Source organism: Ideonella alba, assembly GCF_018069845.1.
Lineage (GTDB): Bacteria > Pseudomonadota > Gammaproteobacteria > Burkholderiales > Burkholderiaceae_C > Ideonella > Ideonella alba.
Window position 1 is genome coordinate 195097 of the sequence record NZ_JAGQDD010000003.1, and the last position, 19865, is coordinate 214961.

18 protein-coding genes are annotated in these 19865 nt (G+C 72.6%); 6 read left to right on the forward strand and 12 right to left on the reverse strand.

What is annotated here, in order from left to right; translation table 11 throughout:
* Window positions 1-75: 75 nt before the first annotated feature.
* A complete protein-coding gene (locus KAK03_RS06725; protein ID WP_210852672.1) occupies window positions 76-531 on the forward strand; it encodes a MaoC family dehydratase in 456 nt (151 codons plus the stop codon).
* On the opposite strand, the gene KAK03_RS06730 is transcribed toward KAK03_RS06725, so the two are convergent.
* From KAK03_RS06730 to trxC, 4 genes are all read right to left on the reverse strand, one after another.
* Window positions 519-1355 (reverse strand): Rossmann-like and DUF2520 domain-containing protein, encoded by an 837-nt coding sequence (locus tag KAK03_RS06730; protein ID WP_210852674.1) that lies wholly within the window; start codon window positions 1353-1355, stop codon window positions 519-521. The two genes, KAK03_RS06725 and KAK03_RS06730, sit on opposite strands and share 13 nt — an antisense overlap.
* 9 nt (window positions 1356-1364) lie before the next feature.
* A complete protein-coding gene (locus KAK03_RS06735; protein ID WP_210852676.1) occupies window positions 1365-4955 on the reverse strand; it encodes a CHASE domain-containing hybrid sensor histidine kinase/response regulator family protein in 3591 nt (1196 codons plus the stop codon).
* Window positions 4956-5067: 112 nt separating this feature from the next.
* Window positions 5068-7038, reverse strand: coding sequence for an aminotransferase class I/II-fold pyridoxal phosphate-dependent enzyme (locus KAK03_RS06740; RefSeq protein WP_210852677.1), 1971 nt, complete (start codon window positions 7036-7038; stop codon window positions 5068-5070).
* 63 nt (window positions 7039-7101) lie between these two features.
* Window positions 7102-7533 (reverse strand): thioredoxin TrxC, encoded by a 432-nt coding sequence (gene trxC, locus KAK03_RS06745; protein ID WP_210852679.1) that lies wholly within the window; start codon window positions 7531-7533, stop codon window positions 7102-7104.
* A gap of 91 nt (window positions 7534-7624) precedes the next feature.
* Here trxC and KAK03_RS06750 point away from each other — a divergent pair, with 91 nt between their 5' ends.
* Genes KAK03_RS06750 through KAK03_RS06770 form a run of 5 tightly spaced genes read left to right on the forward strand, consistent with a single transcriptional unit; the run spans window position 7625 to window position 10992 of the window.
* Window positions 7625-8158 (forward strand): sigma-70 family RNA polymerase sigma factor, encoded by a 534-nt coding sequence (locus KAK03_RS06750; protein ID WP_210852681.1) that lies wholly within the window; start codon window positions 7625-7627, stop codon window positions 8156-8158.
* Window positions 8159-8161: 3 nt separating this feature from the next.
* A complete protein-coding gene (locus KAK03_RS06755) occupies window positions 8162-8986 on the forward strand; it encodes an anti-sigma factor family protein (RefSeq protein ID WP_210852683.1) in 825 nt (274 codons plus the stop codon).
* Window positions 8973-9938: a thiamine-phosphate kinase gene (gene thiL, locus KAK03_RS06760; protein ID WP_210852684.1), complete on the forward strand. Its 966-nt coding sequence runs from the start codon at window positions 8973-8975 to the stop codon at window positions 9936-9938. The genes KAK03_RS06755 and thiL overlap by 14 nt, the downstream gene beginning before the upstream one ends.
* Window positions 9935-10492 carry a phosphatidylglycerophosphatase A family protein gene (locus KAK03_RS06765; RefSeq protein ID WP_210852686.1) on the forward strand — a complete coding sequence of 186 codons (558 nt, stop codon included), beginning with the start codon at window positions 9935-9937 and terminating at the stop codon, window positions 10490-10492. Before thiL ends, KAK03_RS06765 begins: the two co-directional genes overlap by 4 nt.
* The gene (locus KAK03_RS06770; RefSeq protein WP_210852688.1) at window positions 10492-10992 is read left to right on the forward strand and encodes a CinA family protein; all 501 of its coding nucleotides are present in this window, start codon (window positions 10492-10494) and stop codon (window positions 10990-10992) included. Before KAK03_RS06765 ends, KAK03_RS06770 begins: the two co-directional genes overlap by 1 nt.
* 31 nt (window positions 10993-11023) lie before the next feature.
* Here the strand turns inward: KAK03_RS06770 and KAK03_RS25380 are convergent, their stop codons facing one another.
* From KAK03_RS25380 to KAK03_RS06810, 8 genes are all read right to left on the reverse strand, one after another.
* Window positions 11024-12889, reverse strand: a complete 1866-nt coding sequence (locus tag KAK03_RS25380) for a putative bifunctional diguanylate cyclase/phosphodiesterase (protein WP_210852690.1) — start codon at window positions 12887-12889, stop codon at window positions 11024-11026.
* A 92-nt stretch (window positions 12890-12981) separates the two neighbouring features.
* On the reverse strand, window positions 12982-14082 hold the full coding sequence (holA, locus tag KAK03_RS06780) for a DNA polymerase III subunit delta (RefSeq protein WP_210852691.1): 1101 nt from the start codon (window positions 14080-14082) through the stop codon (window positions 12982-12984).
* Window positions 14083-14574: an LPS-assembly lipoprotein LptE gene (locus KAK03_RS06785; RefSeq protein ID WP_210852693.1), complete on the reverse strand. Its 492-nt coding sequence runs from the start codon at window positions 14572-14574 to the stop codon at window positions 14083-14085. It abuts the gene before it with no gap.
* Window positions 14574-17231, reverse strand: coding sequence for a leucine--tRNA ligase (gene leuS / locus KAK03_RS06790; protein WP_210852695.1), 2658 nt, complete (start codon window positions 17229-17231; stop codon window positions 14574-14576). The genes KAK03_RS06785 and leuS overlap by 1 nt, the downstream gene beginning before the upstream one ends.
* An 88-nt stretch (window positions 17232-17319) precedes the next feature.
* Complete coding sequence (locus tag KAK03_RS06795) at window positions 17320-17745, reverse strand: ExbD/TolR family protein (RefSeq protein WP_210852696.1); 426 nt, start codon at window positions 17743-17745, stop codon at window positions 17320-17322.
* A gap of 76 nt (window positions 17746-17821) precedes the next feature.
* Entirely contained in the window at window positions 17822-18466 is a 645-nt protein-coding gene (locus KAK03_RS06800) for a MotA/TolQ/ExbB proton channel family protein (RefSeq protein WP_210852699.1), read from the reverse strand.
* Window positions 18466-19272 (reverse strand): 4-hydroxy-tetrahydrodipicolinate reductase, encoded by an 807-nt coding sequence (gene dapB, locus KAK03_RS06805; RefSeq protein WP_210852701.1) that lies wholly within the window; start codon window positions 19270-19272, stop codon window positions 18466-18468. The genes KAK03_RS06800 and dapB overlap by 1 nt, the downstream gene beginning before the upstream one ends.
* A complete protein-coding gene (locus KAK03_RS06810) occupies window positions 19269-19832 on the reverse strand; it encodes an outer membrane protein assembly factor BamE (RefSeq protein ID WP_210852703.1) in 564 nt (187 codons plus the stop codon). The genes dapB and KAK03_RS06810 overlap by 4 nt, the downstream gene beginning before the upstream one ends.
* Between the last annotated feature and the right edge of the window lie 33 nt (window positions 19833-19865).

Here is a 19865-nt window from a genome sequence, read left to right on the forward strand (position 1 = left end):
GGGTAACCCAGGCGACAGCCGTGGCGGGGCGGCAACGCTATCGTCGGCGCCTCGACCCCCACTGGAGCCCGTCCGATGAGCCTGACCGTCCACGCCGCCGCCGACCTGCCGAACCTCGTGGGCCAGGCGCTGGGCACCAGCGACTGGATGCTGATCGACCAGGCCCGCATTGACGCCTTCGCCCACGCCACCGGCGACCTGCAGTGGATCCACGTGGACCCGGCGCGCGCCGCGGCCGGCCCGTTCGGCACGACGATCGCGCACGGCTTTCTGACGCTGTCGCTGATCTCGGTGATGAGCGAGCAGGCCTTCCGGGTGGACGGCGTGCGCATGGGCCTGAACTATGGTTTGAACAAGGTGCGCTTTCCGTCGCCGGTGCCGGTGGGCAGCCGGCTGCGCGCGGTGTTCACCCTGGTGGCCTGCGAGCCGATCGACGGCGGCTGGCAGCTGCGCAACGAGGTCACGGTGGAGCGCGAAGGCGCGCCCAAACCGGCCTGCGTGGCGGAGTCGCTGGCGCGTTACCTGCTCTGAGCCGCCAGGCGCCGGGCCAACTCGCTCAGCGCCGCGTAGGCCTGGCCCAGCACCGGGTCGTGCGCGGTCAGCGCGGCGCCCTGCTCGGTCAGGACGCGGGTGTCGCCCCGCGCCGCCGGGCCGGTGAGCGCGCCGCGCGGGCCCAGCGCCTGCAGGTTGGCCGCTGCGCGCTGCAGGAAGCCGGCGGCCAGGGCCTCTGACCGGTCGGCGGGCAGGCCGACGTCGCGCCACAGCCCGGCCGCCACCGCCTGCAGCACCGGCGCGAAGTTGGACGCGAATACCGCGGCCGCGTGGTAGAGCGGCTTGTCGGCCGCGGCCAGGTCCACGCACTGGCCGCCAATGGCCTGGAAGGCGGCGCGTGCTCGTGCGACCGCGGCGGCGTCGCCCTCCAGCGCGCACAGCGTGCCGGGGAACTGGGCGCAGGCCTGGTCGACATCGGCAAAGCTCAGTGCGGGGTGGGTGCTGGCCACCGACCAGCCGGCGGCCTGCAGCGGCGCGGCTTCAGACGCGGGCAGGAAGCCGCTGGCGTGCCAGGCGATGGCGGGCGCGGCACCCGTCGCGGCCAGCGCCGCGGCCACCGGCGCGATCTGGGTGTCGGGCACGGCCAGCAGCCAGAGCTCGGCCGGCGGCAGGGCCGCCAGCCGATCCACCGCCTGGCCCGCACCGATCACCGCCACCGCCTGCGCGGCGCTGCCGGGCTGGCGCGCCAGCACGGCCTGCACCTGCACCACGCCCGCACGCTGCCACAGCCGCGCCAGCGTGCGGCCGACGCGGCCGGCCCCCACCAGGTTGAGCCGTGGCACCGAGGCGTTCGCGACCGTCATGCGGCGAGCTTACCGCGGCACCGGGCCCTCGCGCAGCGCATGCCCCAGCGCCCGCGCCTCGTCGGCCGCGGCGCGCCGATCACCACGCGACACGGCGGCCCGCAGGCCGCTCAGCGACTGCTCAGGCAGCTGACTGGCCAGCTCCGCCATCGCGGCCTGCGGGTCGCCCTGCGACTCCAGCGACCGCACCAGGCGACGCAGCGCGGCCACGACCTGTGGCGTGGCTGCAGCCGAGGGCGGGGTGAGCGCTTCGCGGTACCGCTCCCAGCCGGCGAGCGTGGCCTCCATCGTGGCCGCGAACGACGCCAGCGCCGACTCGACCGGCCGCCCGGCCACCAGTTGCTCCTCGACGGCCTGGGCCTGGGCCACCAGCGCCGGCAGACACACGGCCGACGCCGCGCCGCGGAACTTGTGCATCGCCCGCCCCAGCGTGAGCAGTGGCAGTTCGCGCGCCTCGGCCGGGAAGCCGGCGTATTCGCCGAAGAAGCGGTCGAGGTAGCGGTGGTAGATCGTTGGATCGCCCCAGATGCGTTGCCCGGCGGCGAAGTCGATCAAGCCGTCGGTGGCCGTGTCTGGGAGCGCCGCTGCGGCCGGTGCCTCATCGGGCGCCGGACGATGCTCGTCAATCAGGCGACGGATGACCGCCACCGTGTGGTCGATGTTGAACGGCTTGGTCACCACCGCACTGACGCCGGCGGCCAGCGCCGCCTCGCGATCGCTGGCGAAGGCCCCGGCGGTCAGCGCCAGCACCGGCAAGGCCGCACAACCGGGAATCTGACGGATCATGCCGGTGGCGGTGAGGCCGTCCATCACCGGCATCTGGATATCCATCAACACCAGATCGGCCCGGCTCGGGTGCTGCTGCATCCACCGCACCGCCTGCTCGCCGTCGGCCGCTTCCTCCACCACCGCGCCCTCGGCTTCCAGGATGCGCCGCGCGAGTTCGCGGTTGATGTCGCTGTCGTCGACCAGCAGCACGCGCGTGCCGGCCAGACGGTGGGCGATGTCCGCCGAGTGGCGTGGGAGTTCGACCAGCCCCCGCTCGCTCATCGCCCGCGCAACCGCGTCGTAGAGCGCCGACGCGGTCACCGGCTTGGCCAGCACGCTGTCGGCGAAGACGGCATCCGGATGGCCCGACAGCTGTTCCCGCGAATGGGCCGTGACCATGATGACCACTGGGCGGTGCTGCTGGGGCTCGCCTTCCTTCAGCGCGCGGGCCACCGCCAGGCCGTCGCGCAGGGGCATCTGCCAATCCAGCACCAGCACGTCGGGCGGCTGCTCTGCCGTGGTGACGGCCGTCAGGGCGGCCTCGCCATCGCCCACCGCCTGGCAGCGCCAGCCCAGTTGCTCACTGGTGCGCTGCAGGGCATCGAGCGCGATCGCGTTGTCATCGGCCAGCAGCACCTGCAGCGACCCCAGCAGGCGGCGCGGCGCCACTTCGGGTTCATCGTCTCGGCGCAGGCGCGCGGTGAACCAGAACTCGCTGCCGCGGCCCTCGACGCTCTCGGCACCGATCTCGCCGCCCATCAGCGTGACCAGTTCGCGGCAGATCGCCAGTCCCAGGCCCGTGCCGCCAAAGCGCCGCGTGGTGCTGGCATCGACCTGGGTGAACGGCGCGAAGATCTGCGACAGCTTGTCCGACGGAATCCCGATGCCGCTGTCCTGCACCACGAAGCGCAGCAGCAGGTCACCGTCGCGGTCCGAGACCAGTCGCACGGCCACCTGCACATAGCCGTTGGCGGTGAACTTGATCGCGTTGCCCACCAGGTTGGCCAGCACCTGCTCCAGCCGGGTCGGGTCGCCCACCACGCGCCGCAGCGCCGGGGGCAGCGGCGAGATCACCAGCTCCACCGGCTTGTCGCCCACCGAGGCCCCCATCATCGTGGCCAGGCGGTCCAGCACGCCCTGCAGGTCGAAGGGGGTGGCCTCCAGCTCCAGCCGGCCCTGCTCGATCTTCGAGAAGTCCAGCACGTCGTTCAGGATGCGCAGCAGTGACCGGCCGGACTCACCGATCTTGGCCACCATCGAGCGCACGGTCGGGTCGGTCGACTGGCGCTCGGCCAGGTAGGCCAAGCCCAGCACCGCGTTCATCGGCGTGCGGATCTCGTGGCTCATGTTGGCCAGGAAGGCCGACTTGGCCTGCGCCGCCTGCTGCGCCGATTCCAGCGCATGGAACAGCTCCCGTGTGCGCTCGGCCACCTGCTGCTCCAGCGTGGCATTGAGCTGGCGGATGCGCAGCTCAGTCTCTTTCTGCAGCGTGATGTCGCGCACCGTCTTCGAGGCACCGACGATGTGCCCGCGCTCATCGCGGATCGGCGACACCGCGATCGAGACATTGAGCAGCCGGCCATCGCGGGTGCGCCGCACGGTGTCGAAATGACTGACCCGCTCGCCGCTGGCGATGCGCCCGAGGATGCGCACCTCCTCGTCGTGCAACTCGGGGGGGATGATCAATTCGGCCAGCGGCCGGCCCAGCGCCTGCTCGCGCGTGTAGCCGAACATCAGCTCGGCCGCACGGTTCCAGCTGGTCACCACGCCATCGCCCCGCTTGCCGATGATGGCGTCGATCGAGTTCTCGACGATCGCGGCGAGTTCGGCATGGTCCTCGTGCGCCTGCCGCAGGCGCAGGCTGCTGCGCAGGTAGTAGGCCAGGCCGCCCAGCATCAGCACCTGCAGCAGGAAGGCCGCCACCCCGACCTGGACCGCCGAGGTCTCGCGCAGCCCCACGATGAAGGCGGGCGTGGTCTGCACGCCGATGCGCCAGCGGCGGCCATACAGGTCCAGGCTGCGTGTGGTGGCCGGCAGATCGTCGGCCAGGGCCTCGAAGCCGGCCGAGAGGAAGCCGCGCTGTGGTGCGGACGCGCCGTCGGTGATGTCGTCGATGACCAGGCCGAAGGTATTGCCCTCGAAGTCGTAGCCGGCCATCACCTCGCTGAGCAGCAGCGGCGCGTAGACCCAGCCCGCGGCCCGGTCCAGCGCCCCGCGCGGATCGAACACCGGCAGCAGCATCAGCAGGCCGCCATCGAACTGGCGGTCCTGCTGGACCAGGGTGATCGGCCCCGTCAGGATGGCCTGGCCGCGCCGTTCGGCCTCCTCGGCCGCCCGGCGGCGCCGCGGCTCGGACGCGATGTCCAGGCCGGCGGCCACGCGGTTCGAGGCTTCGGGCTCGATGTGCTCGATGACGAAGAGATCGCCGTCATGGCGCTCGAACTGCCGGATGCTGAAGTCGGGCCGTCCGTCACGGCGCTGTGCGTTGACGAACTCGGCCTGGCGCGACGGGTCGACGCGCCGGATGAACCCGAAGCCATGGGCCCCCGGAAACTCGCGCGGCAGGTCGCGGGTGGCGATGTAGGACTGGAACCGGTAGCGCGTCAGATCATCAAGTCCGACCGCCGCCACCGCGCCACGGGCGCCGCGCAGGCCGTACTCATAGGTGCGGACGCGCGACATGACCCGCGCGACGGCGCGCTCGGCCAGCCTATCCAGGCCTTGCTGGCGCTGTTCGGCGTTGTGCCGGTGCACCAGGGCGCCTGCCCCGGCAGCGACCAGGCTGGCCAGCAGCAGCGCCAACGCCCAGCCGACTGTCGTGCGTCGTTCCATGACACCTCCGCGCACGTCTCTCGCGCACAGCACGAGCGTGAAGCTGTCGAGTCTAGTCACGCCGATGCGCCAGGGCCAGCCGGCGGCTTCGGCCCCGCCGCGCGCAGGGCCTTTAGGCGTTGGCGCGATCGAGCGTGGGCAGCGCCGCCTGCTCGGCGGGGGTCAGCACGCGCAGGTGCCATTCGCCATCCTGCGTGGCCAGGCCGTGCAGGTCGATGCTGCGCTGGGTCTGCAGCAGGCGCACCAGGTAGGCCACCACCGCGGGCTCGATCACCTGGCCCGGCACCAGCACCGGGATGCCCGGCGGGTAGGGCACGATCTGGTCGCAGCAGACGCGGCCCGACAGCGCCGCGTTGGGCTGGCCCGATTCGTCGAGCAGCGGCAGGCGCTCGCCGGCCTCGTAGAAGGCGTCACGCGGCAGGCAGGCCAGGGTGCTGAAGCGCGGCGCCTCGGGCATGCGGGCGTAGGTCAGCGGCGTGCGGCGCTCCTTGGTCAGGCGCAGCATGGCGTCAAACAGGCGCGAGACCTTGGAGCGCGTGGTGCCGATGGTCAGCAGCAGCGTCAGCGTGTTGTGGGTGTTCTTCTCGACCTGGATGTTGAAGCGGCCGATCAGTTCGTCGCGCAGCGCGTCGGCGCTCCAGCCGCTGGCGCTGATGTCGATCGTCAGCTTGGTCGGGTCCAGGCGGATGCCGTCGTCCTTCAGCTCGGGCGGCAGCAGCTCCTCGAGCGACAGCACGCGGAAGGCGCCGGTGGCGTTGATCTTCTCGCGCAGCTCGCGCGCATAGGCCAGCGAGCGGTCGAGCAGCCGGTAGCCCTCCATCACCGCCTGCTTGCGCGCCACGTCCAGGCTGGCGATCAGCGTGTACTGCGGGCTGGTGCTGGCGTGCATGTTGAAGTTCTCACGGAACAGGTGCTCGTCGAAGCCCGGGTCGTTCACGTGGATCATGCTGGCCTGCGAGAAGGCCGACAGCACCTTGTGCGTGCTCTGCGTGGCGTAATCGGCGCCGCACTCCAGCGCGGTGGGGCGCAGCTCGGGGTGGAAGCGCGCGTGGCCGTACCAGGCCTCGTCGACGATCACCTTGATGCCGGCGGCGTGCGCCATCTCGATGATGGGGCGCAGGTCGTAGCGCAGGCCATCGTAGGTGCAGCTGGTGAGGATCAGCACCTGGGCGTCGGGGTGCTCGGCGATGGCCTGCGCGATGGTGGCCTTGGGCACCGGACCGAACAGGCCGAAGTGGCGGTTCACCGCCGAATCCAGGTACACCGGCCGCGCGCCCGACAGGATCACGCCGTGGTGCACGCTCTTGTGGCAGTTGCGGTCCAGCAGCAGCTTGTCGCCAGGCGTCAGCAGGCTCTGGAAGATGACCTTGTTGGAGGTGCTGGTGCCGTTGGTGGCGAAGTAGGTGGCGCGCGCGCCGAAGGCCTTGGCCGCCAGCCGCTGCGCCTGGGCGATCACGCCGGTGGGGTGCAACAGCGAGTCCAGCGCGGGCACGCTGCAGGAGAGGTCGGCGCGCAGCATCTCCTCGCCGACGAAGCCATGGAAATCGCCCACCCAGGGGCTGCCCTTAAAGGCGTCGCCGCCAGCGTGGCCGGGCGTGTGCCAGCTGTCCTTGGCCTGCGCCACATAGTCGCGCAGCGCGTCGTAGAAAGGGGTGTCGGCCTTCTCGGCCACTTCGGCGGCCAGGATGCGCAGCCAGCCGACCGGGTCGTCCTCGCCGCGGAAGAAATAGCCGTCCACCGCGTCGCTGGCGAGCTGCTCGACGAGCAGCTTGTCGGCATCGTCCTCCAGCACCATGTACAGCGACAGCTCGGGCCGCGCCTCGATCAGGCGCTGGGCCAGCAGCACCGCCGCCGGGCCCTGGCCGCCGCCGGCCGGGCCGTGGTCGACCAGCACCACCTGCACATCGGCGCCGTGCTGGGTGGACAGCGCGGCTTCGAGCGCGCTGGTGTCGCAGGCGCAGGGCACGGCCAGCAGGCCGTGGGGGTTGTCGCGTTGGGCGGCGGCCTGGTTCAGGCCGTCACACACCGGCTGGCGCCAGGCCGGGTCGGCACTGACGACCAGCACATGGGTGACCGGTTTCATCGGAAAGCACTCCTGGTGGGAGTGCCGAGTGTAGGCGCCTTGCTACCGAATATTCGGCGGCGATCAGCCCGCGAAAGCGACAATCTGTGCAGCAGGCAGCGCGCCGGACTGGCGCGCCAGCTCCTGCCCGCGCTGCAGCCTGATCAGCGTGGGGATGCTGCGGATGCCCAGTGCACCGGCGGTGCGCGGGTGGGCGTCGGAATCGAGCTTGGCGAACAGCGCCCGGCCCTTCATCTGCGCCGCGGCGGCGGCGAACTGCGGTGCCATCATCCGGCAGGGGCCGCACCACGCGGCCCAGACGTCGACGATCACCGGCAGGTCGGTGCCGTTCACCACCTGGGCAAAGTTGGCGTCGGTCAGCTCCACCGGCTCGCCCGGCAGCAGCGCGTGGCCGCAGCGGCCGCAGCGGGGGTCCTCACCCAGGCGCTGGGCCGGGACGCGGTTGGTGGCGCCGCAGTGCGTGCAGACGATGTGGGGAGCATGCGAAGAGTCCATGCCCAGCACGATGGGTACCGGCGACGGTATTTCAAGAGCTCGGGCCGCGGGCCGTGGGAATATTCGGACGCCGCGCGACGTCTACCGAGTGATGCACGCCCCCGAGCCCTTCCGCCGCCAGCTGCTGGATGCCCTCCCGCGCTTGCGGCGCTATGCCCGCACCCTGGTGCACGACAGCGCCGGCGTCGACGACCTGGTGCAAGGCACGATCGAGCGGGCGCTGAGCCACTGGCACCAGTTCGACCAGCGGCGCGACCTGCTGGTCTGGCTGCTGTCGATCGCCCACAACGCCCACCACGACGCCCTGCGCCGCGACCGCCGCTGGCAGGGCCTGCCGCCCGACGAGCTGGCGCAACTGCAGGACGCCCAGGCGCACCACGGCCCGCGCGACCCGGGGCTGCGCATCGACCTGCTGGCCGCCTTCGCCCAGCTGGCACCGCTGCACCGCGAGGTGCTGCTGCTGGTGGGCGTCGAGCAGCTGAGTTATGCCGAGTGCGCCGAGGTGCTGCAGGTGCCCGCCGGCACGGTGATGTCGCGCCTGTCGCGCGCCCGTGCCGCCTTGCGCCAGGCGCTGGACGGCGCGCCGCCGGCGCGCCCGCCGGTGCCGCTCAAACGTGTGGTCTGAGCCATGAACGCCTCCACCCCTTCCCCCACCGACGCGCGCCTGCAGGCCTGGCTGGATGGCGAGCTGCCGCCGCCCGAGCGCCAGGCCGTCGAGACCTGGCTGCAGGCCCACCCTGAAGAAGCCGCCCGCGTGCGCCTGTGGGCCGCCGACCGCGACGCGCTGCGCCAGCGCCTGGACGCCGAACTGGCCGAGCCGCTGCCCGAGCCCTGGGTGCAGCGCCTGCAGGCCGCGCCCGCCAACGACAGTGCCTGGCGCCGCCCGGCGCTGGCCGCCGCGCTGGCGCTGGCCACCGGCCTGGCCGGCTTTGCCGCGGGACGCTGGAGCGGCGGCGGCACCGCCCTGGCCACGGCCACGCCCTGGGTGCAGCGCGCCGCCGCCGCCCACGCGGTTTACGTGCCCGAGAAGCGCCACCCGGTGGAGGTGTCGGTGCGCGGCGACGACGGTCAGGCCATCGCCGCCCAGGAACAGCATCTGGCGGCCTGGCTGACCAAGCGCCTGACGGTGCCGGTCAAGCTGTTCGACCTGCAGGCCCGCGGCTACCAGCTGGTGGGCGGCCGCCTGCTGCCTGATGGCGGCGCGCCCGGCGCCCAGCTGATGTACGAGCGCGCCGATGGCGGCCGCGTCACCGTCTACCTGCGCAAGCCCGAGGCCGGCACGCCCGCCGCCTTCCAGTACCGCGAGCAGGACGGCCTGGGCCAGTTCTACTGGGTGGAGGGCGGCGCCGGCTACGCGCTGACCGGCGCCCTGCCCAAGGCCGAGCTGCTGGCGCTGGCCGAAGCGATCTACCAGCAGGGCGTGGGCGACAATGCCGCCCATGGCCCTCGGTGAATTCGCGCTGATCGACCGCTTCTTCCGCCGCCCGGTGCAGCGCGCCGCGCTGGGCGTGGGCGACGACTGCGCGCTGCTGCGGGTGCGCCCCGGCCTGCAGCTGGCGGTGTCCACCGACCTGCTGGTCGAGGGCCGGCATTTCCTCTCCACGGTCGACCCGGCCCGGCTGGGCCACAAGTCACTGGCGGTCAACCTCAGTGACCTGGCCGCCAGCGGCGCCGAGCCGCTGGCCTTCACCCTCAGCCTGGCGCTGCCGCGCGCCGACGAGGCCTTCCTGGCCCCCTTCGCCCGGGGCCTGCTGGCCTTGGCCGATGAACACGGCATCGAGCTGGTCGGCGGCGACACCACCGCCGGACCGCTGACGATCGGCATCACCGTCTTTGGCGAGGTGCCGCCCGGTGAGGCGCTGCTGCGCAGCGGCGCTCGGCCGGGCGATGCGCTGTGGGTCAGCGGCACGCTGGGCGATGCGCGGCTGGCGCTGGAGGCCTTCCGCGGCACCGTGGCGCTGGCCGGCGAGGGCTTCGAGCAGGCCCGCCGGGCGATGGAAACGCCCACGCCCCGCGTCGCCCTGGGCCGCGCACTGCGCGGCGTGGCCAGCGCGGCGATCGACCTGTCCGACGGCCTGCTGGGCGACCTGGGCCATGTGCTGGCGCGCTCCGGCGTGGGCGCCGAGCTGGACGAGGCGGCGCTGCCGCGCAGCGCCCTGCTGGCCGCCCAGCCGGCGGCGCTGCAGCGCACCTGCCTGCTGGCCGGCGGTGACGACTACGAGCTGCTGTTTGCCGCGCCCGAATCCCATGCCCAGGGCGTGCGCGCCGCCGGCGCCGCCGCCGGTGTGGCCGTCACCCGGATCGGCCGCATCACCGCCGAGCCCGGTCTGGTCGTGCGCGACGCCCAGGGCGCCGCGCTGAACCTGCGCGGCTGGCGCGGCTTCGACCATTTCGCCGCGCCATGAGCACCGCCCCCGAGGTCAGCGACGCGCAGATCGTCGGCGCCCCGCGGCGGGCCGACTGGCGGCTGCTGCTGTCCTCGCCGCTGCATTTCCTGTCGCTGGGCGCCGGCAGCGGTCTGGCGCCGATGGCGCCGGGCACGGTGGGCACGCTGTGGGCCTGGGTGGCCTTCCATCTGCTGGAAGGCCGGCTGGATGATGCGCAGTGGGCTGTGCTGCTGCTGGCCGGCTTTGGGGTCGGCTGGTGGGCCTGCACCCGCACCGCGCAGGCGATGCGCACCGCCGACCCCGGCGCGGTGGTCTGGGACGAGTGGCTGGCGATCTGGCTGGTGCTGTGGGTGGTCACGCCGGCCGGCTGGTGGACCCAGCTGGTGGCCTTCGCGCTGTTCCGCCTGTTCGACGCCGCCAAGCCCGGCCCGGTGGGCTGGGCGGATCGGCTCTTCAAGGCCAGGCCAGGTGAAGCGCCCGGCTGGCGCCAGGGCTTCGGCATCCTGTTCGACGACCTGGTGGCGGCCTTCTGCACACTGATCGTCATGGCCCTGTGGCGGGCCGGTACCTGATGCGGCTGATCGATGACCCCCAGGCACTGGCGCCGCTGCTGGAGCAGGTGGCGCAGGGCCTGCGCGCCCGCGGCCAGCGGCTGACCACCGCCGAGAGCTGCACCGGCGGCCTGATCGCCGCCAGCTGCACCGTGCTGGCGGGCTCGTCGGACTGGTTCGAGCGCGGCTTCGTCACCTATAGCAATGCCGCCAAGCACGAGCTGCTGGGCGTGCCTGCGGCACTGATCGAGCGCCACGGCGCGGTGAGCGAGCCGGTGGCGCGCGCGATGGCCGAGGGCGCGCTGCAGCACAGCGACGCCGACTGGTCGCTGGCGGTGACCGGCATTGCCGGGCCGGGCGGCGGCTCAGCGACCAAGCCGGTGGGCACGGTGTGGCTGGCGCTGGGACAGCGCGGCGGCGACACCCGGGCCGAGTGCCAGGTCTTCGAGGGTGACCGGACCGCGGTGCGCAGCGCCACCGTGGTGCGCGCGCTGACGATGCTGGTGGACGCGCTGGGCTGACGCTCGCCGCGGACCGGCCGCGTGCAGGTGCTCAGCGCAGGCCGAGCTGGCGGTTGGGCTGCAATGCGTCCAGCGGCGACAGCATGGCGTCGTTGGCACCCTCGAGCGGCCAGGGCTCCAGGTCGGGCTCGGCGTGCGGCAGCGGCCAGGCCGGCTCGGGCAGCGCCGGCTGCGGCCGGGCGAACAGGTAGCCCTGCTGCAGCGGGCAGCCCAGGTCGGCCAGCATGTCGCGCTGGGCCTCGGTCTCGACGCCCTCGGCGATCACGGTGATGCCCAGGCTGCGCGCCAGACCGACGATGCCCGACACCAGCGCGCGCGCCGCCACATCCTGCGGCAGACGCTGCACGAAGCCCGCATCCAGCTTGACCATGGCCGGCTGCAGCTCGCCCAGCCGGGCCAGCGAGATCGGGCCCGAGCCGAAATCGTCGATCACCAGCGGCACGCCCAGGCTGCGCAGCGCGCGCAGGCGCTGGGCGGTGTCCTCGGCGTCGCCCATCAGCGTGCCCTCGGTCAGCTCGACAGCCAGCTCGCCGCGGTGGATGCCGTGGCGGGTCAGCGCCTGGCCCAGTTCCTCGGCCCAGGCGGCGTGGCGGAATTCGGGGGCCGACACATTGATCGAGACCTTGCCCGGCTTCAGACCCATGCGCTTCCAGGCGGCCAGCTGGGCACAGGCCTGGTCCAGCGTGCGCAGCTCCAGCCGGTGCAGCGCGCCGGTTTCCTCGGCGCGGTGGATGATGCGCGAGGGCGGCAGCAGGCCTTCGCTGGGGTGCTGCCAGCGGATCAGGGCCTCGGCGCCGACGGCCTGGCCGGTTTCGGTGTCGATGACCGGCTGGAAGAACAGCTGCAGCTCGTCGTCGTCGAAGGCGCGCAGCATCTCGCCGTCGGCACCGATCGGTCGCTCGCCCGGCGAGAGCTGCGGCTGGAACAGCGCGAAGCGGCCCCGGCCCAGCATCTTGGCCTGGTACATCGCCTGGTCGGCGTGGTCGAGCAGCTGGTCGAAATCGTCGCCGTCGGCCGGGAAGCGGGCCACGCCCACGCTGGCCGAGACCTCGCCCTGGATGCGGCCACCGTCCAGGGGCACCGGCTGCTCCACCGCGTGGATCACCCGCAGCGTGGTGTGCGCCAGGTGCTGCGGGTCGCTGGCGTCCTGCAGCAGCGCGACGAACTCGTCGCCGGCCAGGCGGCCGATCAGATCGGCACGGCGCAGCGTGTCCTGCAGGCGCCGGGCGATGGTCTGCAGCAACTCGTCCCCGGCCGGGTGGCCGTGGCGGTCGTTGACTTCCTTGAAGTGGTCCAGGTCGATGAACAGCACCGCCATGGGGCGGTTCTGGCGCCGCGCCTGGGCGGCAGCGCGGTCGAACATCTCGCGCAGCATGCGGCGGTTGGGCAGGCCGGTGAGGGCGTCGTACATCGCCATGCGGTGCATTTCACGGTGGCGCTCTTCCAGCTCGCCCAGCAGACCGGCCATGCGGCCCTGGGCCTGCTGCAGCAGCCGGGTGATCTGGTCCAGCTCGCTGCCCAGCGGGCGCCAGCCGGGGCGGCAGACCTGCACGCCCTCGCCGCGCATGTCGGCCAGGCCGATCGCGGCGGCGCGCAGGCGCATCAGCGGGCGCAGCACACCCAGCATCCAGACCGCGGTCAGCACCAGCAGCACCGCGCCCACCTGCCAGGCCAGCACCGGCAGCAGCTCCAGCGAGGCCGCCGGTTGCGGCGCCAGCCAGCTCAGCACCGCCACCGGCAGCAGCAGCGCCGCCACCAGCGCGACCATCAGCAGCAGGCGCAGCGACACCGCGCCGCGGGCGGCGGCGGGGGCCACGGGCGGCCGGGCCGCCGCAGGCGAGCGGTGGGCGGACCGGTTCAGCAGGCGCTTCGGCTGACGTCGTTCGGGGTGGGGCATGGGGGGAGAGATCGGGTCGCCGGACGCGAACAACCGGACGACCCCATTCTGTCGTCGCCCCGGGCCGATGCAAGGGCCAGGGGTATCCCGCTTTAGGGGGTGGACAGATGCAGCGCCAGGCGGCCGGGCGACGCGCCCTGGCGCCCGCCACGGGCCGAAATCTCCAATGCCGACAAGGCCAAACGGCGCAAGGCGTCCCAGGGATCGGTGGGCCAGCCGGGGTGGCGCAGGCCCTTGACCAGGCCGTCGCACTGGCTGGCGGCGGTCACCAGGGCGGCCAGCGAGTCACGCCCGAGTAACGGCAGCAGGCGCTCGAACTGTCGCTCGCGCTCGCCCCAGACCCGCGCCTCGCGCAGCGCCACCGGCATCGGCTTGCCGCTGTCGAGCGCGGTGCGCGCCCGCTGCAGCGCGCGCAGTTCCTCGGCGAGGGTCCAGTGCACCAGCACCGGTGCCTCGCCCTCGGCCTTCAGGGTGTCGAGCATGCGCAGCGCCCGGCCCACCTGGCCGCCCAGCACCGCGGCGACGAACTGGCGCGCGTCGTAGCGCGCCACGTCCAGCACCGCGGCCTCGATCTGCGCGAAGCCCAGCTCGCCCGGCGGGTGCAGCAGGGCCAGCTTCTGCAGTTCCTGGTGGGCCGCCAGCAGGTTGCCCTCGACCCGGTCGGCGAAGAAGGCCAGCGCGCGCTCGCCCTCCTCGCCCGGCGGCACCGGCTGGCCCTGGGCGGCCAGGCGGCGGCCGATCCAGGCCGGCAGCTGGTGGCGCTCGATCGGGTCGACGCGCACGGTGGCACCGGCGCCGTCCAGCGCCGAGAACCAGGCGCTGGACTGCTGCTGCTTGTCCAGCCGCGGCAGGTGCACCAGGGTCAGCACGCCCTCGCCCAGCTGCTCGCAGTACTGCTGCAGCGCAGCGCCACCGTCCTTGCCCGGCTTGCCGGACGGGATGCGGATCTCGATCAGCTGGCGGTCGGCGAACAGGCCCATCGACTGCGCCGCGCCCAGCACGCTGCTCCAGTCGAAGTGGGCGCCGCTGACGACGAAGACCTGGCGGTCGGCGTAGCCCTCCTCGCGCGCCCGGGCGCGCAGCAGGTCGGCCGCCTCCTGGGCCAGCAGTGGCTCATCGCCGTGGATCGTGTAGATCGGCTTGAGGCCCTGGCGCTGCAGCGCGGTGGCCAGCTGGTCGGCACGGATCTGCATTCAGCGCCCGGTCTGGCCCAGCGCCGCCAGGCGCCGCACCACTTGGCGGGCGATGTCGGCGCGCATCTCGCGCAGCAGCTCGGCCTCCTCGACCTCCTTGCCCAGCGCGGCGGTCTCGGAATAGCTGAGGTCGCGCATCTGCTCAAGCTCGGTCACGCCGCTCAGGGCCTCGCCGTCCGGCCGCGCGAAGTGAAAGCGCAGCCGCACCCGCAGGCGGAACTCGCGCACCTGCCCCACCGCGGTGGACGCCACGACGGTGCGGTGCAGCACGTCTTCGTCGGCCACCACCTGCACCTGGGCCTGCGCGGCGGCCTCGACGATACGCACCCGCGCCGGCAGCTCGCGGCGCAGCGCCTCGGCCATCGGCGAGCGTGGCTTGAAGCCCGCCAGCGCGATGCGCTCGTACGGCACCTCGGTGGGCTGGCGCAGCGCAAAGCCGCAGCCGGCCAGCAGGCTGGCGCCCAGCAGGACCAGGCCGGCGCGGCGCTGCATCAGACGACGATGTTGACCAGACGGCCCGGCACGACGACGACCTTCTTCGCCGGTTTGCCTTCGCTGAACTTGGCGAACTCGGGGCTGGCCAGCGCCGCGGCCTCGATGGCCGCCTTGTCGGCGTCGGCCGGCACCTTCACGGCACCGCGCATCTTGCCGGCGATCTGCAGCACCAGTTCGATCTCGTCCTGCACCAGCGCGGTCTCGTCGACCTGCGGCCAGGGCGCATCGAGCAGATCGCCCAGGCGCGCCGCGTAGCCCAGTTCCACCCACAGCGCGTGGGTGATGTGCGGGCAGGCGGGGTAGAGCGCGCGCAGCAGCACCGACAGGCCTTCGCGCAGCACCGCCGCGTCGCCGGCCGAGCCGTCGCTCTTGTAGGCTTCCAGCGCATTGAGCAGCTTCATCGCCCCGGAGACGACGGTGTTGTACTGCATGCGCTCGTAGTCGTAGCTGACCTGCTTGAGCACCAGGTGCACCTCGCGGCGCAGCGCCTTCGCATCGGCGCGCAACTCGGCGCCGCCATCGGCCGCGGCCTTCAGCGCCTCGGCGTTCTTCGCGCCGAAGGCCCAGACGCGCTTGAGGAAGCGGTGCGCGCCCTCGACACCGGCGTCGTTCCACTCCAGCGTCTGCTCGGGCGGGCTGGCGAACATCACGAACAGGCGCGCGGTGTCGGCGCCATAGCGGTCGATCAGCTCCTGCGGGTCGACGCCGTTGTTCTTCGACTTGGACATCGTGCCGATGCCGCCGTAGTCCACCGGCGAGCCGTCGGCCTTGAGCTTCGCGCCCACCACCGCCTTGCCGCTGGCGTCGAAGACGTTCTCCACCTCATGCGGCCAGAAGTACTCGATGCCGCCCTGTTCGGTGCGGCGGCTGTAGATGTGGTTGAGCACCATGCCCTGGGTCAGCAGGCGCTTGAAGGGCTCGGCCACGGTGACCAGGCCGATGTCGCGCATCACCTTGGTCCAGAAGCGCGCGTACAGCAGGTGCAGGATCGCGTGCTCGATGCCGCCGATGTACTGGTCCATGCCGCCGCCAGCCATCCAGTACTGGGTGCCGCCGGCGACCATCGCCTCGGTGTTGGTCGGATCGCAGTAGCGCATGTAGTACCAGGACGAATCGATGAACGTATCCATCGTGTCCGTCTCGCGTCGCGCCGGTTTGCCGCAGCAGGGGCAGGCCACGTTCAGGAAGGCCTCGCACTTGTTCAGCGGATTGCCGCTGCCATCCGGGATCAGGTCCTCGGGCAGCACCACCGGCAGGTCTTTCTCGGGCACCGGCACGGCGCCACAGCTGTCGCAGTGGATGATGGGGATCGGCGTGCCCCAGTAGCGCTGGCGGCTGATGCCCCAGTCGCGCAGGCGCCAGGTGGTCTTCTTCTCGCCCAGGCCCTTCGCGGCCAGCAGCTCGGCGACCTTGTCCACCGCCGCCTTGTGCGACAGGCCGTCGAGCTGGCCGGAGTTCACGCAGGTGGCGCGCTGCTTGTCACCGTACCAGTCGGCCCAGGCGGCGGCGCTGAAGGCCTCGCCTTCGGCGGCGATCACCTGGCGGATCTCGATGCCGTACTTCAGCGCGAAGGCGAAGTCGCGCTCGTCATGCGCCGGCACGCCCATCACCGCGCCGTCGCCGTAGCTCATCAGCACGTAGTTGCCCACCCACACCGGCACCTCGGCGCCGGTCAGCGGGTGGGTCACCGTCAGGCCGGTGGGCACGCCCTTCTTCTCCTGCGTGGCGAGTTCGGCCTCGGTGGTGCCGCCCTGTGCGCACTCGGCAATGAAGGCGGCCACGGCCGGGTTGCCGGCGGCGGCGTGCGCCGCCAGCGGGTGCTCGGGCGCGACCGCGCAGAAGGTGACGCCCATGATGGTGTCGGCGCGGGTGGTGAACACGTACAGCCGGCCATCCTGGATCAGCGCGCCATCAGCGCCGCGGATCTGGTGCGGGAACGCGAAGCGCACGCCGGCGCTCTTGCCGATCCAGTTCTCCTGCATCAGGCGCACGCGCTCGGGCCAGCCGGACAGGTAGTTCGGGTCCTCGGGGTTGGCCACCGCCGACAGCAGCTCCTCGGCGTACTGCACGATGTTCAGGTAGTAGCCGGGGATCTCGCGCTTCTCGACCAGCGCACCCGAGCGCCAGCCGCGGCCGTCGATGACCTGCTCGTTGGCCAGCACGGTCTGGTCCACCGGGTCCCAGTTGACGACCTGGGTGCGACGCACCGCGATGCCCTTCTCCAGCATCTTCAGGAACAGCCACTGGTTCCACTTGTAGTACGCCGGGTCACAGGTGGCCACCTCGCGCGACCAGTCGATCGCCAGGCCCATGGCCTGCATCTGGCCCTTCATGTGGGCGATGTTGGCGTAGGTCCAGGCGGCCGGCGGCACCTTGTTCTTCATCGCCGCGTTCTCGGCCGGCAGGCCGAAGGCGTCCCAGCCCATGGGCATCAGCACGTTCATGCCCTTCATCCGCAGCTGGCGGGCGAGCATGTCGTTGATGGTGTAGTTGCGCACATGCCCCATGTGCAGCTTGCCGCTCGGGTAGGGCAGCATGGAGCAGGCGTAGAACTTGGCCTTGGAAGCGTCCTCGGTGACGCGATAGGCATCGGCCGCGTTCCAGTGGGCCTGGGCGGCGCGCTCGACCTCTGCGGGGGCGTACTTGTCGTTCATCCCCGGATTGTAGGAGGCGCCGTCGCACCTGGGCTTCACACCCGGGCTCAGCACCTGGGCAGCGGCGGGCCGCGCCGCCACGCCAGGCCTACTTCGGCGCGGGCTTGGGCTGGGCGACGAAGGCGATGTGGCTCAGGCCGGCGGTCTGCAGCACGCCCAGCACCTCGGCCACCTGGCCATAGGGCACGCGGGCGTCGGCGCGCAGTTGCACCTCGGTGCGGGGATGCTCGCGGGCGGTGCGCTCGGCGCGCTGGGCCAGCGCAGCGAGGTCACTGCGCTCCTCGGCGATGAACAGCCGGCCCTCGGCGTCGAGGGCCACGATCAGCGTCTGGGGTGCGTCGCTGGGCGTGGCGCCCTCAGTGGCCGGCAGGTCCAGGCGCAGGCTGCTGGCCATCAGCGGCGCGGTGACCATGAAGATCACCAGCAGCACCAGCATGACGTCGATCAGCGGCGTCATGTTGATGTCGCTCATCGGCGCGGGCGCCGAGGTGCGCTCGAGCCGGCCGAAGCTCATTGGCGCCCCCAGACCTGCCGCTGCGCGTCAGGCCCCCCGAGGGGGATGAGGACACTTGGGGCGGCCCGGCGTGTCCTCATGCCGCCAGCGCCAGCCCGCGCAGGTCATGCGCGAAGCCTTCGAGTTCGGCCTCGCAGGCGCCCACCCACTTGCCGAACAGGTTGTAGGCCAGCACCGCGGGAATCGCCACCGCCAGGCCGGCGGCGGTCATCACCAGCGCCTCGCCGACCGGGCCGGCGATGCGCTCGATGCTGATCGCGCCGCCGGTGCCCAGGCCCAGCAGCGCGTGGTAGATGCCCCAGACCGTGCCGAACAGGCCGATGAAAGGCGCGGTGGAGCCCACCGAGGCGAGGAAGACCTGGCCGGTCTGCAGGTGGGCCAGCGTGCGGTGCAATGCGTCGCGCAGCCGGCGCGTCAGCTGGTCGCCCGGCTGGGCGCGGTCCTGCAGCGTGCCGGCCGGCGCGCTGGCGGCGGCAGCGTCGATCAGCGGGCGCAGCAGGCCCTCGGGGTCGAGCGCGGCGGCGCGCTCGCGCGCCTGGGCCAGGTCGGGCGCCTCCCAGAAGGCGGCGATGCCCTCGGCCAGACCCCGGCGGGCGCGGCGCAGCACCCAGACCTTCCAGAGGATGACCACCCAGGCGCCGATGGACATCAGCAGCAGCAGCGCCGCCACCGTCCGCCCGATGGCGTCGCTCTGCGCCCAGAAACCGGCCAGGCCGTCCATCAGAGACCCAGCACCTCGTTCATGCCGAACAGGCCGCTGGCGTGGGCGCGCAGGAAGCGCGCCGCGCGCAGGCTGCCCTGGGCATAGCCGACGCGGCTGGAGGACTTGTGGCTGATCTCGATGCGCTCGCCGATGCCGGCGAACAGCACGGTGTGGTCGCCGACGATGTCGCCACCGCGCACCGTGGCAAAGCCGATGGTGGACGGGTCGCGCGCGCCGGTGTGGCCCTCGCGGCCGTAGACCGCGCAGTCCTTCAGGTCGCGGCCCAGCGCCGCGGCCACCACCTCGCCCATCGCCAGCGCGGTGCCGCTGGGGGCGTCGACCTTGTGGCGGTGGTGGGCCTCGATGACCTCGATGTCGTAGCCCTGGTTCAGCGCGCGCGCGGCCATGTCCAGCAGGCGCATCACGACGTTGACGCCGACGCTCATGTTGGGCGCCATCACCACCGCCGTGTGCTGGGCACCGGCGGCGATCTCGGCCTTCTGCGGTTCCGTGAAGCCGGTGGTGCCGATCACCAGCTTCACACCCAGGCGGCGGCAGACGGCCAGGTGGGCCAGCGTGCCTTCGGGGCGGGTGAAGTCGATCAGCACCTCGGCGTCGGCCAGGCCCTGGTCCAGATCGGCCGTGATCAGCACGCCACTGGTCTGGCCCAGCCAGGCGGCAGCATCGTGGCCCAGCGCCGGGCTGCCGGGCATGTCCAGCGCGCCGGCCAGCACGCAGTCGTCGGCGGCCTGCACCGCCTCGATCAGCATGCGGCCCATGCGGCCGGAGGCGCCGGCCACCGCCACCCGCAGCGGCGCGGTCATTGCGGCTCCAGCGGCGGGTAGCTGCGCACCGCGCCCAGCGGCGCGAAGACCGACGACGCGGCCGCGCGCGGCGCCGGCGGCGGCAGGGCCGCGCGCTCGTCGTCGTTCAGGGCCAGCTTGCGGTTGCCCTCGGAGGGCGGCGCCTTGGACATGGCGGCGACGAATTCGTACTCGCTGGGCATGTCGGCGCCCTCGACCTTGCTGACGCGCTCGCCCTCGAACCAGACCACCAGGTTGCGGCGCTGCGGCTCGACACCCTGGCGCCGGATCATGAAGACATAGTCCCAGCGGTCCGCATGGAAGGGGTCGGCCAGCAGCGGCGCGCCCAGCAGCTGGCGGACCTGGTCGCGGCTCAGGCCCGGCTTCAGGTTCTGGGCCTGTTCCCGCGTGACGACGTTGCCCTGCAGGATGTCGGCGCGGTAGGGCGTCAGCAGACCGGCCACGGCGTGCATGGACTGGTCGACGACGGCGCAGCCGCTGCTCGCCAGCGTGGCCGCCAGCACGAGCGCCAGGGCGGGAAGGCGGCGGGCGGCGGCGCGGGGAAGGTGGGTGATCGGCATGCGGCAGGACGGAGCAGGCGACGCGTGTCGCAG